Source organism: Cupriavidus sp. HPC(L) (assembly GCF_000307735.3).
Classification (GTDB): domain Bacteria; phylum Pseudomonadota; class Gammaproteobacteria; order Burkholderiales; family Burkholderiaceae; genus Cupriavidus.
On record NZ_AMPR02000466.1, the window covers coordinates 1 to 16,547 of the forward strand.

Annotated in this window: 14 protein-coding genes; 9 read left to right on the forward strand and 5 right to left on the reverse strand. The window is 62.4% G+C overall.

The window, feature by feature from the left end:
• Positions 1 to 62 precede the first annotated feature (62 nt).
• The 3 genes from fliN to fliL form a co-directional block, all read right to left on the reverse strand.
• Entirely contained in the window at positions 63 to 500 is a 438-nt protein-coding gene (gene fliN / locus B551_RS24100) for a flagellar motor switch protein FliN (protein WP_006576009.1), read from the reverse strand.
• Positions 493 to 1,500: a flagellar motor switch protein FliM gene (gene fliM, locus B551_RS24105; protein ID WP_006576008.1), complete on the reverse strand. Its 1,008-nt coding sequence runs from the start codon at positions 1,498 to 1,500 to the stop codon at positions 493 to 495. The genes fliN and fliM overlap by 8 nt, the downstream gene beginning before the upstream one ends.
• Positions 1,501 to 1,641: 141 nt before the next feature.
• Positions 1,642 to 2,121, reverse strand: coding sequence for a flagellar basal body-associated protein FliL (gene fliL / locus B551_RS24110; RefSeq protein ID WP_023265181.1), 480 nt, complete (start codon positions 2,119 to 2,121; stop codon positions 1,642 to 1,644).
• A gap of 252 nt (positions 2,122 to 2,373) precedes the next feature.
• Here fliL and B551_RS24115 point away from each other — a divergent pair, with 252 nt between their 5' ends.
• On the forward strand, positions 2,374 to 3,573 hold the full coding sequence (locus B551_RS24115; protein ID WP_083492734.1) for an esterase-like activity of phytase family protein: 1,200 nt from the start codon (positions 2,374 to 2,376) through the stop codon (positions 3,571 to 3,573).
• Between the two features lie 129 nt (positions 3,574 to 3,702).
• On the opposite strand, the gene B551_RS24120 is transcribed toward B551_RS24115, so the two are convergent.
• Entirely contained in the window at positions 3,703 to 4,197 is a 495-nt protein-coding gene (locus B551_RS24120; protein ID WP_157072102.1) for a hypothetical protein, read from the reverse strand.
• Positions 4,198 to 4,446: 249 nt separating this feature from the next.
• Here B551_RS24120 and acnB point away from each other — a divergent pair, with 249 nt between their 5' ends.
• The 7 genes from acnB (at position 4,447) to argC (ending at position 12,951) form a co-directional block, all read left to right on the forward strand.
• The gene (gene acnB, locus B551_RS24125) at positions 4,447 to 7,038 is read left to right on the forward strand and encodes a bifunctional aconitate hydratase 2/2-methylisocitrate dehydratase (protein ID WP_023265182.1); all 2,592 of its coding nucleotides are present in this window, start codon (positions 4,447 to 4,449) and stop codon (positions 7,036 to 7,038) included.
• 345 nt (positions 7,039 to 7,383) lie between these two features.
• Complete coding sequence (locus B551_RS24130) at positions 7,384 to 8,133, forward strand: hypothetical protein (RefSeq protein ID WP_006576004.1); 750 nt, start codon at positions 7,384 to 7,386, stop codon at positions 8,131 to 8,133.
• 546 nt (positions 8,134 to 8,679) lie between these two features.
• Positions 8,680 to 9,147, forward strand: a complete 468-nt coding sequence (locus B551_RS24135; protein ID WP_006576003.1) for a DUF2846 domain-containing protein — start codon at positions 8,680 to 8,682, stop codon at positions 9,145 to 9,147.
• A gap of 125 nt (positions 9,148 to 9,272) precedes the next feature.
• Entirely contained in the window at positions 9,273 to 10,085 is an 813-nt protein-coding gene (locus B551_RS24140) for a hypothetical protein (protein ID WP_023265183.1), read from the forward strand.
• 230 nt (positions 10,086 to 10,315) lie between these two features.
• Positions 10,316 to 10,909: a tetratricopeptide repeat protein gene (locus tag B551_RS24145; RefSeq protein ID WP_023265184.1), complete on the forward strand. Its 594-nt coding sequence runs from the start codon at positions 10,316 to 10,318 to the stop codon at positions 10,907 to 10,909.
• A gap of 51 nt (positions 10,910 to 10,960) precedes the next feature.
• Complete coding sequence (locus tag B551_RS24150; RefSeq protein ID WP_006576000.1) at positions 10,961 to 11,788, forward strand: hypothetical protein; 828 nt, start codon at positions 10,961 to 10,963, stop codon at positions 11,786 to 11,788.
• A 185-nt stretch (positions 11,789 to 11,973) separates the two neighbouring features.
• Positions 11,974 to 12,951, forward strand: coding sequence for an N-acetyl-gamma-glutamyl-phosphate reductase (argC, locus tag B551_RS24155; RefSeq protein ID WP_006575999.1), 978 nt, complete (start codon positions 11,974 to 11,976; stop codon positions 12,949 to 12,951).
• 391 nt (positions 12,952 to 13,342) lie between these two features.
• On the opposite strand, the gene B551_RS24160 is transcribed toward argC, so the two are convergent.
• Positions 13,343 to 15,181 carry a reverse transcriptase domain-containing protein gene (locus B551_RS24160; protein WP_006575998.1) on the reverse strand — a complete coding sequence of 613 codons (1,839 nt, stop codon included), beginning with the start codon at positions 15,179 to 15,181 and terminating at the stop codon, positions 13,343 to 13,345.
• Positions 15,182 to 16,354: 1,173 nt separating this feature from the next.
• On the opposite strand from B551_RS24160, the gene B551_RS26360 reads away from it, so the two are divergent.
• Positions 16,355 to 16,540 carry a hypothetical protein gene (locus B551_RS26360; protein WP_157072103.1) on the forward strand — a complete coding sequence of 62 codons (186 nt, stop codon included), beginning with the start codon at positions 16,355 to 16,357 and terminating at the stop codon, positions 16,538 to 16,540.
• The last annotated feature ends 7 nt before the right edge of the window (positions 16,541 to 16,547 follow it).

The window sequence follows — 16,547 nt, forward strand, 5'->3', positions numbered from 1 at the left end:
CGAGCGGGCCGCGTACGAGCGCGTGCCCGGCGCGGGCCGCAAGGCGCGGCCCCGAGCGGGTTTCATTTGTTCAGCTTCCGGATGCGTTCGGACGGCGTGATGATGTCGGTCAGGCGGATGCCGAACTTGTCGTTGACCACCACCACCTCGCCCTGCGCGATCAGATAGCCGTTGACCAGCACGTCCATCGGCTCGCCGGCCAGGCCGTCGAGCTCGACCACCGAACCTTGCGCCAGTTGCAGCAGGCTCTTGATCGGTACCTTGGTGCGGCCCAGTTCGACCGTCAATTGCACCGGGATATCGAGAATCATCTCGATATCGTTGTGGAAGCCGCTCGACGCTTCGCGCTCCAGCGGCTGGAAGACCGTCGCGGCCGCGGGCGTGGCCGTCGCCACCGTGGCGGCGGGCTCAGGCGCAGCGGTCGCGCTGGTTTGCTCGGCCAGGGCGCTCGCCCAGTCGTCCATCGGATCGGCCGGCTTGTCCTCTTTGCCGTCAGTCATGGTCGGTTTCCTTGTTGGAATCGCTGTCTTGATGATTGAACATGCGCTGCACTCGCAGCGCGTACTGGCCGTTCATCGTGCCGTAGCTGCACTGCATGACCGGCACGCCGTCGACCTTGCCGATCACGTTCTCGGGCAGCTCGATCGGCAGCACGTCGCCGGCGCGCAGCGCCAGCACTTCTGCCACGGTGCTGCGCAGATGCGCGAATTCGGCCACCAGTTCCACCTCGGCGGCGCGCAGCTGTTGCGACAGCTGCTGCAGCCAGCGCTTGTCGACCTCGACTTCATCCTGCAGCGGATTCATCAGCAGATCGCGCACCGGCTCGATCATCGAGTACGGGAAGCAGACGTGCAGCTGCCCGCCGACCGCGCCCAGTTCGATATGGAAGGCGGTGGTCACCACGACCTCGTTGGGGATCGCGATGTTGGCGAACTTGGTGTGCATCTCCGAGCGGACGTATTCGAACTCGATCGGATGGACCGCCTGCCAGGCGTGGCCATAGCTGGCCAGCGCCAGATCCAGCATGCGGCGAATGATGCGTTGCTCGGTCTGCGTGAAGTCGCGGCCTTCGACGCGGGTATGGAAGCGTCCGTCGCCGCCGAACAGGTTGTCGACGACCAGGAACACCAGATTCGGGTCGAACACGAACAGCGCGGTGCCCCGCAGCGGCTTCATGTGGACCAGGTTCAGGTTGGTCGGCACCGGCAGGTTGCGGACGAACTCGCCGTACTTCTCGATGCGGATCGAACCGACCGAGATATCCGCGCCGCGGCGGATGAAGTTGAACAGCGCGGTGCGCAGCTGGCGCGCAAAACGCTCGTTGATGATCTCCAGCGTATGCAGCCGGCCGCGGACGATGCGCTCCTGGGTCGCCAGGTTGTAGGGCCGCACGCCATCTTCGGAGACCGGCGCGGCGGCCTCGGGCGTTTCGGCTTCGCCGGATACGCCCTTGAGGAGCTCGTCTACTTCATCCTGCGAGAGGAACTTGTCGTAAGCCATTTAGTGTCCTGCCCCAATGAACGACTGGATTAGAGAAGCGCCGCGCGCACGCCGGCCTGGGCGCGCGCGAGGTGCGCATCGGCGGGCGAGAGTCGGGTGGTCGGCTTCATATCGGGTTGGCAAGCGGGGCAGGGCACGGGCTTACTGCACCACGAAGGAAGTGAACAGGACATCCACGATCTGTTGGCTCGGCAGCGCCGGTGCGAACGGCTTTGCCAGCGCCTGCTTGATTTCTTCGGCGAGCTTCTGCTTGCCCTCGACGGTCGACAGCTCCGGCGGCTGCTTGGCCGACAGCAGCAGCAGAATGCGGCTGCGCGCCTCGGGCAGGTATTCGGCAATGCGAGCCTGCGTCTGCGTGTCGGCCACCTTGACCGACAGGCCGGTGTGCAGGAAGCGGTCGCCGTCCTCGCCCTTCAGGTTGACGGTGAAGGCGTCGAGCGCGACGAAGATCGGCGCCGGAACCACGGGGGCGGCCGGCGCGGCGGGTGCGCGGTTGTTCAGCAGGCTGCCGAGGAAGAAACTTCCCGCGCCCAGCACGGCCGCGACCGCGACACCGGCGAGAATCAGCACCCCGCGCTTGCTGGAGCTGGGTGCCTGGGGAGTCGTGAGCGTTTTCGCCATGAGATGCCTGTATCGGAATGCCCCGCCATTCTGGGTGAATCGGTGGCGGGCAATGGGCCGAAAAAAAGGGGGAAACCCGCTCAGCTTGGCCGTTTGAGTCGAGCGGGAGCGACCGTCGGCGGCAGCGGACGGTCATCTCACGGGTTAACGTTGGCGGGCGGCGGAACTTGAGCGGGCGGCGGCCGGCTTGTCATCGGCGGGTCATTGCGAGGCGCCAGACTCGCGGGATTTCCTTCCCTGGAGAGCCTGCGCATGCGTCGTTCCGCTGTCCCTTCCGCCTTCCGTTCCTCCGCCGTGCCCGCTGCCCGTACCGGATTCCGCCTGTTGGGCCTGGCCGCGCTGGTGATGTCGACCGCGCTGCTCGCCGCCTGCGGAGGCGACGACGACAATGACGACAGCCCGCGGCGCTCGGTCGGATCGGTCCGCCTGATCGGCGAGCAGACGCTTGCCAACGACCTGCAGGTCGGCGGCACCACGGTCGGCGGCCTGTCGGGCATCGACTACGATCCCGCGTCCCAGCTCTGGTATCTGGTCTCGGACGACCGCTCGGACAAGCAGGCGGCGCGCTTCTATACCGCGCGGCTCAGCTATGACCTGGCCCGCCTGCAGCCGGTGCAGATCGCCGGCGTCGTCACGCTGCGCCAGGCCGATGGCAGCGCCTTTCCCAATCGCACCGCCGGCGGCGTCGTGCCCGATCCCGAGGCGATCCGCTTCGATCCGTCGACCCGCAGCCTGTGGTGGACCAGCGAGGGCGACCGCGCGCTCGGCCTCGACCCATTCGTGGCCCGGGCCAACCTCGACGGTCTGCTGACCGGCACCCTGCCGCTGCCGGCGGCGTTCCGGATGTCGCCCACGCAGGAAACCGGCTCGCGCAATAACGCGACGTTCGAAGGCCTGTCGCTGTCCGCCGACGGCAAGTCGCTGTGGGTCAGCATGGAAGGCCCGCTGTACCAGGACGGTGCGCTGCCGACGCCGTCGTCCGGCTCGGTGTCCCGGCTGCTGCGCTACGACCGCAACGGCAATGTGCTGGCGCAGTATGTCTATCCGCTCGACGCCATTCCGGCGGCCCCGGCCCCCGGACGCAGCGCCGACAACGGCGTGACCGAGATCCTGGCGATCGACGACAACCGGCTGCTGACGCTCGAGCGCGCCGGGGTGCAGGGCGCCGACGGCAACTTCACCACCTATGTACGGCTGTACCAGATCGATATCCGCGGCGCGACCGACGTGCGCGGCCTGGACCGGCTGGCAGGCGCCAGCTATGTGCCGGTGCAGAAACGGTTGGTGCAGAACCTGAACACGCTGGGACTGAAGACGGTCGACAACATCGAGGGCATGGCCTGGGGCCCGAAGCTGCCCAACGGCCGCGACAGCCTGGTGCTGGTGTCCGACAACAACTTCAACGCGACGCAGATCACCCAGGTGCTGGCGTTCGAGGTGTTGCCGGAGTAGGGCGGCGCCCGGGCGCTTCGGCGCGTACTGATTCACTTCGTCGTCCCCGCGAAGGCGGGGACCCAGCGGCTCTCAAAGATGCTGGATTCCCGCCTCCGCGGGAACGACGTGATGGGTGCTCAGGCGTTTTCAGCGCCCGTAGCCGTACCCGTCATAGCCCCGCCCGTCGTAGGGCTGGTCCGGATAGCCCTGCTGGTACGGCGGCGGATAACCGCGGCGGTCCTCGCCGTATTGCCGCTGCCGCGCCGGCCCGTCGGCACGGATCCGAGCGGCACGGATCGGGCCGGCGGCTTCCAGCGGCCCGTTGACGATCAGGTCGCCCTGCACGCGCAACGGCCCATGCACGGTCAGCGGACCGTTGAAGGTACGCTGGGGCGCCCCGCGCATCGACGGACCGTCGTCCGTTTCGAACCACTGCCCGGTCACCGGCCCGCGTACCCGCACGCGGCCGTCGACCTCGACCGGCCCCTGCACCGTCACCGGTCCGTTGACCACCAGCGTGCCGGCCACCGTCATCGGGCCGGATTCGACCGGCTGCGCCTGGACCTGGCCGGCGACCATCGTTACGCCGCAGATCGCCATCGCGGCCAGCCCTCGGCGCAGGGCAAAAATTCCTGCATTCACACCGTTCTCCCCATGATTCGGCAGCCTCCGTTGTACCGCGCGGCGAGGCCGCCGGGGCCCGCCGTTTCCCTTTGTTGCCAACGACTTACGGCGGTTACACCCGGTAACGGCGGCGCACCGTTGCACGGCGGTCCGTCCTAAGTCTTATATAAGATATAAGACGTTTGACCCAGGACCGACGTTGAGCGTACAATCGCAGCCACAACGGTGTTGTTTAATCCTCATTCCTCTATCACCCCGCAGGTTCCCATGCTCGAAAACTATCGCGCCCATGTCGCCGAACGCGCCGCGCTTGGCATCCCTCCGCTGCCGCTGTCCGCGCAGCAGACCGCCGAACTGATCGAACTGCTGAAGAACCCGCCCGCGGGTGAAGAGCAGACGCTGCTGGAGTTGATCACCTACCGCGTGCCGGCCGGCGTCGACGATGCGGCCAAGGTCAAGGCCTCGTACCTGGCCGCCGTCGCCCTCGGCAAGGAAGCCTGCCCGCTGATCAACCGTGCCCGCGCCACCGAACTGCTCGGCACGATGCTCGGCGGCTACAACATCTCGCCGCTGATCGAACTGCTGGACGACGCCGAAGTCGGCACCGTCGCCGCCGACGCGCTGAAGAAGACGCTGCTGATGTTCGACGCCTTCCACGACGTCAAGGAAAAGGCCGACAAGGGCAACGCCAACGCGCGCGCGGTGCTGCAGAGCTGGGCCGACGCCGAATGGTTCACCAGCCGTCCGGAAGTCCCGCAAAGCCTGACCGTGACCGTGTTCAAGGTCCCGGGCGAAACCAACACCGACGACCTGTCGCCGGCGCCGGACGCCACCACCCGCCCCGACATCCCGCTGCACGCCCTCGCGATGCTGAAGAACAAGCGCGAAGGCGCCGCGTTCCAGCCCGAGGAAGACGGCAAGCGCGGTCCGGTCAAGTTCATCGAAACGCTGAAGGAAAAGGGCCACCTGGTCGCCTACGTCGGCGACGTGGTCGGTACCGGCTCGAGCCGCAAGTCCGCCACCAACTCGGTGCTGTGGTTCACCGGCGAAGATATCCCGTTCGTGCCGAACAAGCGCTTCGGCGGCGTGTGCCTGGGCGGCAAGATCGCTCCGATCTTCTACAACACGATGGAAGACGCCGGCGCGCTGCCGATCGAGCTCGACGTGTCGAAGATGGAAATGGGCGACGTGATCGAGCTGCGCCCGTATGAAGGCAAGGCACTGAAGAATGGCGAAGTCATCGCCGAATTCCAGGTCAAGTCCGACGTGCTGTTCGACGAAGTGCGCGCCGGCGGCCGCATTCCGCTGATCATCGGCCGCGGCCTGACCGCCAAGGCGCGCGAAGCGCTGGGCCTGGCCCCGTCGACGCTGTTCCGCCTGCCGCAGAACCCGGCCGACACCGGCAAGGGCTTCACGCTGGCGCAGAAGATGGTCGGCCGCGCCTGCGGCCTGCCGGAAGGCAAGGGCATCCGCCCGGGCACCTACTGCGAACCGAAGATGACCTCGGTCGGCTCGCAGGACACCACCGGCCCGATGACCCGCGACGAGCTGAAGGACCTGGCCTGCCTCGGCTTCTCGGCCGACCTGGTGATGCAGTCGTTCTGCCACACCGCCGCCTATCCGAAGCCGGTCGACGTCAAGACGCACCACACGCTGCCGCAATTCATCAGCACCCGCGGCGGCATCTCGCTGCGCCCTGGCGACGGCGTCATCCACTCGTGGCTGAACCGCATGCTGCTGCCGGACACGGTCGGCACCGGCGGCGACTCGCACACCCGCTTCCCGATCGGCATCAGCTTCCCGGCCGGCTCGGGCCTGGTGGCGTTTGCCGCGGCCACCGGCGTGATGCCGCTGGACATGCCGGAATCGGTGCTGGTCCGCTTCAAGGGCAAGATGCAGCCGGGCGTCACGCTGCGTGACCTGGTCAACGCGATTCCGCTGTACGCGATCAAGCAGGGCCTGCTGACCGTCGCCAAGCAAGGCAAGAAGAACATCTTCTCCGGCCGCATCCTGGAAATCGAAGGCCTGCCCGATCTGAAGGTCGAGCAAGCGTTCGAACTGTCCGACGCCTCGGCCGAGCGCTCGGCCGCCGGCTGCACGGTGCGCCTGAACAAGGAACCGATCATCGAATACATCAACAGCAACATCACGCTGCTGAAGTGGATGATCGCCGAGGGCTACCAGGATGCCCGCAGCCTGTCGCGCCGTATCAAGGCGATGGAAGCATGGCTGGCCGATCCGAAGCTGCTCGAGCCGGACGCCGACGCCGAGTACGCCGCCGTGATCGAAATCGATCTGGCCGACGTGCACGAGCCGATCGTCGCCTGCCCGAACGACCCGGACGATGTGAAGACGCTGTCGGATGTCGCCGGCGCCAAGATCGACGAAGTGTTCATCGGCAGCTGCATGACCAACATCGGCCACTTCCGTGCCGCGTCGAAGCTGCTGGAAGGCAAGCGCGACATCCCGGTCAAGCTGTGGGTCGCCCCGCCGACCAAGATGGACCAGAAGCAGCTGACCGAGGAAGGCCACTACGGCGTGTTCGGCACCGCCGGCGCGCGCACCGAAATGCCGGGCTGCTCGCTGTGCATGGGCAACCAGGCCCAGGTGCGCGAAGGCGCGACCGTGATGTCGACCTCGACCCGCAACTTCCCGAACCGCCTGGGCAAGAACACCAACGTGTATCTGGGCTCGGCCGAACTGGCCGCCATCTGCTCGCGCCTCGGCCGTATTCCGAACAAGGAGGAATACATGGCCGACATGGGCGTGCTGAACGCCAATGGCGACAAGATCTACCGCTACATGAACTTCGACCAGATCGAGGATTTCAAGGGGGTGGCGGATACGGTGACGGTTTGATAGCGGGGGTTTGATCTGGTCGCTGGGGTTTGAGGTTGTTGTGTGTTCTTGGCCTCGAGCCCTTGGGACTGAGTTGAACGGCTTTTGAATTGGTTGCTGTTGGAAAAGCCTCGGAGGCGGAAGTCTCCGGGGCTTTTTTTGTTTTGGGGCTGATACCGGGGTCGAAGTCCGGCCGGCGCGGCAGGTCACCTGATTTTCGATGATGATCGTCGTTTCGGATCCCTTCGTTTTGATCGATCTGGAACGCGAGCCGATTGAGCGCTTGGGGATAGGGGCGGCATCTCCGTTTCGGCGCAGGGAAGCACGGCATAATCGCCACAATCCGCAGAAACAAAAGATCGAAGGATGTTCTGGCTTCTCTATCTGCTCCCAGCCACGCTCGCAGCGTCGAAAGTCGGATCTGGCCACGGCTTCTTCGCTGGACTGGCTACGCTTATCGCGGTGCTTGTCGCTCAGTCGGTATTCCTGTTCTGGCTTTCGGGCCGCATGAGCGGCGTGGTTGCCACGGCTACAACTGAGGAGACACCACGCCAACGGACCCCAGTGCCACTCCAAGTCGGCGAGAAGGCCCGCTTCAAGCGGCTCCTGCTGATGGATGGGGCGGAAGGCCGGCATGATGCGACCCGCCGGCTTTATGAAGACCTGAGGGCAACGATCAGCGAATACCTTGAAGTCGAGGCCGGCCGTGATGGCTCTGATGCCGCGATGGTTTCCAGCATGGAACTCGCCGCCGGGCATGATGCGACGAGCCACCAGAACGATGCGCTCGTGGTGTTCCGCTCGCGGGACTATGCATGGGCAGGCTTCCGGTTCGGCGGCGAGAGCTTTCGTTTCAGCTGCTGGTCGATTTCCACAATACGCTTCACCGACGTCCTTCCGGCCAAGGGCGACGGCTACTACGCGGTCACGCTGCAGTTCAAGGCTTCCGCCAGGAACCGGCCGTCTGAAACGAGTTACCGATCCAGGGGCGTGGGTGGCTTCCTTATTTTGTCTGACCATCCAGCGTCCCGCGCCGATAACATTACTGCCACGCTTAGGGAGATTGCCGCGGTTCTCGGCGCGAAATATGAATACCAGACCACTATGAACGTGTAGCAGAGTTTCTCCTCCCTTCGCCTTGGCGCATGAGAGTTTTTCCTCGTGCTTACTACCCGCGACTGTCAGTCGCCGAGGTTGCATGGATGGCGGCTTCCGACCCAAGTGCACGTCCGCTTGCGACTGCAGCGGTTCCTGCTAACGATCCGAAAATAGCCGCTGAGGAGCGATGCAGGAATGATGCGCTACCTCTTTACATGGACAGGGAGAGACCGTCTTCATCCCTTCTCGCCTGCGGCGTGCAAAGGCATGCTCTCCATACGGTTGTTGGTCGTGATCTTCTGCGCTGTTTCGCATTGGCATGCCTGAGTACCCAACGACAGGGGGGTACAGTGATGAGCGTCTGTGGTCGATAGCCGGAAGCGTTCCGGTTGCGCGTGCGACGCCATCACGTCGGTATCGGTCGGCGCATGCGAGCCGGAGAAGCATGGATCGCTGGCCGATGAAAGTGGTAGCAGAGTGCGGAGCATCGCGATCACCGAGAACGTATTTCTCGCGTTTATTGCGTCTTAGCCTTCTGCCATTTCTGTTTCCACGATTCATAAAATGAAGATCAACCACAGCATTATTACTATCCTTGCCGTCTCTACCTTGGTATTGACCGGCTGCGCGTCCGTCGACATGGCCAGCAAGGAGCAGTCCGACCAGGCCAAACAATTCAGCGCTCCGAGCGCAGGCAAGTCTGGCCTTTATGTCTACCGCAACAGCTTCGTCGGCAAGGCGCAGAAGAAGGACATCTGGGTCGACGGCAAGTGCCTCGGCGAAAGCGCCGCGGATGTGTTCTTCTACACGCAGGTCGAAGGCGGCAAGAAGCACAAGATCGAAACGGAATCGGAGTTCTCGCCAAACGCCCTGGAAGTCGCCATGGAAGCCGGCAAGAACTACTTCGTCCGCCAGTTCATCAAGCTCGGCGCCTTCGTGAGCGGCGCGGATCTGGAGCTGATCCCCGAGGAGCAGGGTAAGGCCGATGTGGCCAAGCTTGAAATGGCAAAGCCGGGCACCTGCAGCCAGTAAGTCATCTGTTTGGACGGTCGGCCACGCGCTGTTGATGTGGAGATCGGGTGGCCGGCGATGACGATCCGCGGGAATTCACATTCCCGCATTCAGGATTTTGCAGGGGTAGAAGATTGAGACACTGTTTGGCCATAGTGCTGGCCGCGTTTGCACTTGCGGCTTGCGGTACCAACAAAGGCAGCATTGGTGTTTCCGGCACGCCTGATGAGGCGGACAAGCTCCCAGGAATCTGGAAAATGAGTCCGCTGCGCGCCGGTATCGCGAACGTCGTTGAATTTACCCGCGCCGGTGAGAGCCGCTTGTATCCGTACAACTGCATCACCATGGCTCAGGAAGTGCCTGAGATCGGTCGCTACGTTGTAAACCGGAGTGCTCGAACGATTCACATCGACGAGGGGGATGGGGTAACTCAAACGCTGAACATTGTGTTCGTCACTGACGCGTTTCTTGTGCTGCGCCAGACTGTGGGCGATCAACAAATCTACCTGGAATACGAGAAGGGCGCCGATCTCGCGCCGCTGTGCGATCCCGATGAGCGCTGGGAGAAGGATCGGCTCAGGCGGGCACCTTACGTTGCCTCGGACTTCGTACCCGACCCCACGATCCCGGGCCGCCCTGGCATGGACCGTTATCTCGGTCGATGGGCCAATGAGAAGGGTGATGTCCTGATCGAAGTCAGGCGCGCAGCTGATGGCAGCTACCAACTGAATGTCGACCGGAGTGACGATTGGACCCATCTATTTAATGCCGTGTCCTGGAAAGGCGACGAAATTCACTACACCATGTTTGCGCACGCTAACCGCAGTGATCTGTTCGATCATCCAGCGCACAAGATCTCGGTCAATGGACTTTTGGCGCCGGCACTGGACGGAGCCTCGATGGAGTATGCATTCTTCATCAACGGAAAAAAGTACGAATCCGTCCTGGTCCGCAAGTGATGACGATAGATCGGGGGAAGGGCGCGGCATAGGCCCCCTTCCTCCAGCGCCTGCAGCACGCCCTTGATCACTGGCGGCTGCCATTTTCCGCTAGCAGTCTCCAATGAAAGGGGCCCTCCGCCCCTACGGCGGTTGGGTGCAAATATTCCCCGCCGAAAATACAATCCATACGCCTTCTCAAAAGGCGAACAAATACAAAACGAAAAAAGACAGACCTCGGGGGGTCATCCATGCGTGTTCTTGTTCCTTTGCTGTTGGCCACGACGGTCGGCTTTGCCGGATGCGCGCAAACGCCGGAAGACCAGTTGGCTCCGCGTTCGTCCACGGTGCGCCTGTGCGACGGCAACGCCTGTAGCGAACAGGATCGACGCGTAGCGACGGCGCAGCTCGCCTCCAACGAAGCGGATCCGCGTATGGAGGCATTGGCGAAGGTCGCCGAGAAGAATCCGGACGCCGCCTACGATCTGGGCCTGCGCCTGCTGCGTGGCGACGGCGTCGAGCGCAACAGCTATCAAGCGCTGGAATGGCTGCGCAGGGCCGGCGACAACGGACATATGCAGGCGCAATTGGCGCTTGGCCGAATTTATCTGATGGGCTTTGAGGAAATGGGTTCGGACCCTGCCGAAGCCGAGGCTTGGCTGATGCGAGCCGCAGCCAAGGGCAGCAAGGAGGCCAAGGATTTGATTCCGCAGGCTCAGGCTGCCAAGAAAGACGAACAGAGCGCGTACCGGGTCCGCGAGGCCTATCGCACGTCGTGGTTCGCCTGGTACAGCAGCTATCCGTATTACTGGGTTTGGGGCCCTTCGGGCTGGTATCACCGCTAAGTCATCCCACCCGGATTTTTTTCGTCAATTCCTCGACAGGAACGCCCTATCATGCCCAAGAATATTTCTTTGCGCGTGGCCGCACTGGCTGCGTCCGTGGTTCTCGCTGGCTGCGCCACTGCTGGTGGCGGTCTGATCAGCACCGGCACCGCGCCTACCGCGGCCACCGGCGCCGCGGGTGGTGCCACCAGCGTCAACGCCAATGCTTCGCTGGAGCGCTGCGACGCGCCGCTCGGCACGCTGGCAGTGGATGATGGCCGCGGCAAGGAGTGGTTTGCCGGTTTTGGCGCAGCGACCAAGGTCACGACCATCGAGCCGCTGATCCGCCTGGCCGTGCAGCAGTCGAACTGCTTCGTGATCACGTCGATCGGCAACAATCGCACCGAAAGCAAGCTGTCGAACATTACCGACAAGCAACGCAATTCCGGTGAATTCCGCGCGGGCTCGCGCCAGCAGAAGGGACAGCGCGTAGCGGCCGACTACTACATGGAGCCGGCCATCATCATCGACAACGACTCCACGGGCCAGCTGGCGGCTGGTGTGGGCGGCCTCTTTGGCAGCGTCGGCGCACTGGTCGGCGGTGCGATGCAAAGCAAGGCATCGGTCGTGACACTGACCATGTTCGACATCCGCTCGGGCGTGCAGGTCTCCATCTCCGAAGGCAACTCCACGGCAACGAACTTTGGCGCTGCCCTCGGCGCGTTTGGCGGCAATACGGCCGGCGGCCTGGGCGGTTTCTCCCGCACGCCTGAAGGCAAGGCCACTGTCGCCGCATTTATGGACGCCTACAACAACATGGTGATCTCGCTGCGCAACTACAAGGCGCAAGAGGTCAAGGGTGGCCTGGGTCGTGGCGGGCGGCTGAAGGTTGGCTCGTAAATTTTTATCGGCGATCTCCCGCGCTTGACGCCATCTACTGTTCGCCAGAATCCAGTAGATGGATAGAGCGCAGGATCGGTCGTTCATTACTGCCGAGAGGACGTTATCCCGAGAGAGTCGGTTAGACTTTACGCGGCCGGGATAAAACCCAACTTGTTCTCTCACTCCAGCAGCAGGACACCACCATGAGCATTCGCGTCGGCATTGTCGGAATCAGCGGTTTTGGGGGTGGTGAGGCGATGCGCCTGATCGCGAGCCACCCGTCTTTCGAGTTGGTCTACGCCGCGGGCGAGGGCAGCGCCGGCAGTCGATTGGTGGATCGCTTTCCCGGTGTGCCGGCCAAGCTTGCCGAGTTGGTGATCGAGAAGTGGGACCCTGCGACCCTGCCGAAGCTCGACGTTCTCTTCGCGTCGCTGCCGACCGGGTCGTCGGCCGACGCGCTGGCGCGCGTTCCCAAGGACGTCAAGATCGTCGACATCGGCGGCGATCACCGCTACGTCGACGGTTGGGCGTACGGTCTCGCCGACGTCTGGCCGGCTCAGATCGAGGGGCAGACCCGCGTTGCCAACCCTGGCTGCTTCCCCGCGGCGACGCTGACCGCGCTGGCACCGCTGTTGGCCAACGGGCTGATCGAGCCCGGCAACATTGTGATTGACGCCAAGACCGGCATCTCCGGCGCCGGCCGGGGCGGGGCGGACAGCAAGTTCGGCTACGCGGAGAGCAACGAAAACGTCGTGCCCTACGGCTTGCTCAAGCACGTCCACATGCCCGAGATCGCCAAGACGATCGAGCGTCTGAGTGGTGGCTGTGCGGCAGGGCTGGTGTTCACGCCCCACCTGGTGCCGATGACTCGCGGTGTGCTCGTCACCATCTACTGCCGCGGCCGCGCTACCACCGACCAGTGTCTGGACGCGGCCCGGCGCTTCTACACTGGACGCGCGTTCGTCCGCGTCAGCGACAAGCCGCCGCAGACCAAATGGGCCACCGGCTCGAATCTCGCGTTCGTCAGTTATGCGGCCGATCCGGAGCGCAACCTGGTGATCGCGATGGGCGTGGTCGACAACCTCGGCAAGGGCGCGGCGGGTCAGGCGGTGCAGAATGCGAACCTGATCTGCGGTCTGCCGGAAACGGCGGGGCTGGATGGTGGGCCTGTTTGGCCGTGACGTCTTTTCAGGGGCCGATTGCGTAGTCGTCGCTTCGCTGCAACATTGGTGGGCGGCAGCGACGTGGTTGGAACGGCAGAGGGCTCGGACTAACAGCCGAGTTAGGTTTCAGCGCGAGGCTTGCTGTTGATCGCGAGGTGGAAGAGCCCAAGCTCGCGTCTGTCCGCGGACATTCCGAGTCGTTTGGACGACCGATATCTGCTGGAGCTTCAAGGGCGGCTTCTGACCTTGGGATTTCCCTTGTTCAAGGGTACGCGGAACGCGGCAGGCACGCTTGACCTATCCGTGAGTAACTCCCGCAGGGAAGGGAGTTTCGGTACCTCATCCAAGGGGTGCTCGCTGTCCGGTCCATCACGGCCCGCCTTGCCCGCTATCCGCTTAACGACTGTTTTTAATCTACGGCGTACGTTGTTGGTGTTGACGCGACAGTAGTGAGCGCTGCCTTGTACTTAGCGATCAAATTATTGATGATATCCAAGCACAGGCATTCGTCGTGGCCTGAACCCATATGGGCACCTCGTTGGGCCATACCAGCTACGCGGAGCCGATTGTCCGTAAAAGGCCCACCACTGTTGCCCGGGCGAATGCTTCCCGCTCCAGTGATTGTAAAGCTGATCATGCCCTTATTGGGCTCGGTCCGATTGAGAACCTTCTGATCGTTGAAATCTGGGAGGTTCCACTGCTTCCAATCCGGAAATCCAATGAGCACGCCGTCCGAGCGCCGCTCGATCGGGTTGTCCATGGGCGAGAAGTACCGATGCGGCGGGACGGGATCCTCAAACGCGAGTAGCGCAAAATCCAACTGCGCATTGCGATAAAGGATCTTGGCCGGCCATCTTTGCTGCGTATCTGGTCTAATCAGGTTGAGCGTTTTATTGATAACTTCCTGCGCCTCGTAGTCTGTTTTGAACGAATGGCCGTTCACGTTCGCGAATGCTTCGAACACGTGATCACACGTTACGAGGAGATTCAGTTCGCGATAGACGAAAGCGGTGCCTTGGCCCATCGGGATGTCGTCAACTACACCGGCTCTGCTGCAATACTCCCCAAACCATTCGACGACGAAGCACGCTTCCAAGGCAGTGGCGTGGTCGCGCACGACCGGCTCGACTGGGAGCAGAGATGCGGTGAACGGCTTGGCTTCCTGTTCCTTTTGCACCTGGGCGTTGTAGCGTTCCGCGAGGCGCGTATAGATCAAGTCGTCCTTCCCTCGGACCATGCGCAGGTAGAGCAATTTTCCCCACAATACGTTCTTTAATTCTGCAGTGCCGCCAGATCGATACTGGCGCTTCCATGGCCTCTCCTCATACGCATGGGACGCAGAGGCGGCGATTCGGTCCTGCCAACCTTTTTGAGCGGCTGCATAGCCGTTGCGCTCCCACGCATTGAGGGCGCCACGGATCCTATCGATGAACTTCCGGCGCACGTTCGGGAACTTGTTGATCGTCAGGCCAGTGACCTCCATCCGTCGGTGCCTGTCACTCAATCGGGTCTTAGCCTCATTGATCGAGAAGTGATGTGTGTTGGTGATGAGTTCCTGTAATTCGGCACCAAGCGCAAGATGCCCCTCGTCGTCTGCCGTGCAAATGGCCGATGGCAAGCCCCTGCGCGCGCGGACGATGAAAGAGAACGTTATGTCGTCGGCGTACCGGGTGTAGGTTGCGCGGTTGCGTCGGGCTAGCTCTGTCAGATCCCGGTCCATCGTCCGGCAAACGAGGTTCGACAGGAAAGGCGACGTTGGGGCACCCTGAGGAAGCGTCCCGTGCAACGTGCACATGTGCGCGATGACCGTAGCGACCTGATGGGAAAAATTAAAGGGGCGGCTAGTTAGCACCCCTCTAACTCGGTAAAACGTGATTGAGGGAAAGAAATCTTCCAGATCCAAATTGAGGATGAAGTGATTCTTCCGGTGTGCGTGTGCATTGGCGTTGGACACAATGCTGCGATTAGGCACGAACCCGTGCACGGCGGGTTTCAGTGCTGTCATTCGCTCCGTCAGGAATCCGAGCACCTTGTACTGAAGGTCTTTCAGTCGTCTCCGCGGTTCGGCAAGATGTCGCGACGAACCATCCCGCTTTTTAATGGTGAAGTGCTTATATGGCGGTGTCGGGTAAATTATCGACGCCAACTTCGAGTATTCGATTCCCAAAACGGAGCGCGAAAACATGGGCACGTCGGTGCGCGTAAGCCGCTCGCCTATTTCCTCAAGATCGAAAATATTTACCTCCATTGGCCCAGGGTGCCGCCCCCGTTCGTCTTTCTCCTGTACTGCAGCGGCCAAACGACAATCAACATGGCGCACATTGGCTGAGGAAACCTCGTCGAAAGCCTGCGTTAAACGCGGGCCTGGTTAAGCTCCGATTGGGGGCGACGCTCGATTGTAAGCGGTTGACTCACAACGGTGCAACGTCGCTCGCTTAAAGGATATTTTTCATGGACCTGTCTTAACAAAGCCGCTCTCACTCTGGCGGAGGGCTCCATATGTATCGGCCTTCAAGGTTCCGGATCGTTGCTTGTAGGCCGCCGCAATCCTACTTATCGCTATTGGCCACAAGACCGCCGATGTACTTCTCCAGGAACAATCCACCCCTCGCCCACTTCTCCGGCAAACCAAACCTACTGTCCACACTAACCGCAGTCATCCGCTCATACGAGCCGGCAGCAGCATCCGAAAATCCCATCCCCCAAAAAGCGTCTCCTTCCACTTGTCCCGCGGCACGGCTTCAACTTCAACGGGCCGGCGAAGCGCCTGGGGAAAGGTGGTTGCAACATCTTCCGATGAATTACCGACGCGGCCCCTCGACATAGCGGACGCTAATACCGTCGAGCGGAGACATCAGCCGGGCGGGAGCCGCTTCTCCCAGATCGCGGGGGCGACCATGGGAATGGTAGATCGGCAGGGAGCATCGTCGGTGGTTGCCCGTGCTGCGTACCGTATCGTGCAGCCAATCCCAATTGCTCATGTAATAAGTGGCGCGATTGATCGCCGCGGGGATCGATTGGCGGCGCAGCCCATATGGCCTACCGGCTCGAATCTCGCATTCGTTAGTTATGCGACCGACCCGGAGCGCAACCTGGTGATCGCGATGGGCGTGGTTGACAACCTTGGCAACGGGGCTGCGGGGCAGGCGGTGCAGAATGCGAACCTGATTTGTGGGTTGCATGAAACCGCAGGGCTGGAGGGTGGGCCTGTTTGGCCATGAGGTCTTTGCGCGTCGGATTTCGTCGTCATCTGCGCGGCATCGCTGTTGTGAGGGCACCGACGCGGTCGCCATGGCAGAAGCCTCGGACCAACAGCCGAGCTGGGCCGCGCGCTCGAAGCTTGCTTTCGATCTGAGGATAGACAGCGCAAGCTCGCGTCCCTTCGCGGACATCTCGAGTCCGATTTGTTGCTCATATCTGCTTGCGCTTCGACAGCGGTGTTATGATCGAAATAGCGTCAAGTCAAAGCCAGGAAGTGCTCAAAATGGTGGATTGGTTCCCTATCGTCTTTATCGTTTTCAAGGTTCTCGTGCTGGGCACGGGCATGTTCTTCGCCATCAAGTGGCATTACGACAAAGGTCGGAAGAAACCAGCTGATCATCGCTAGGAGCGTG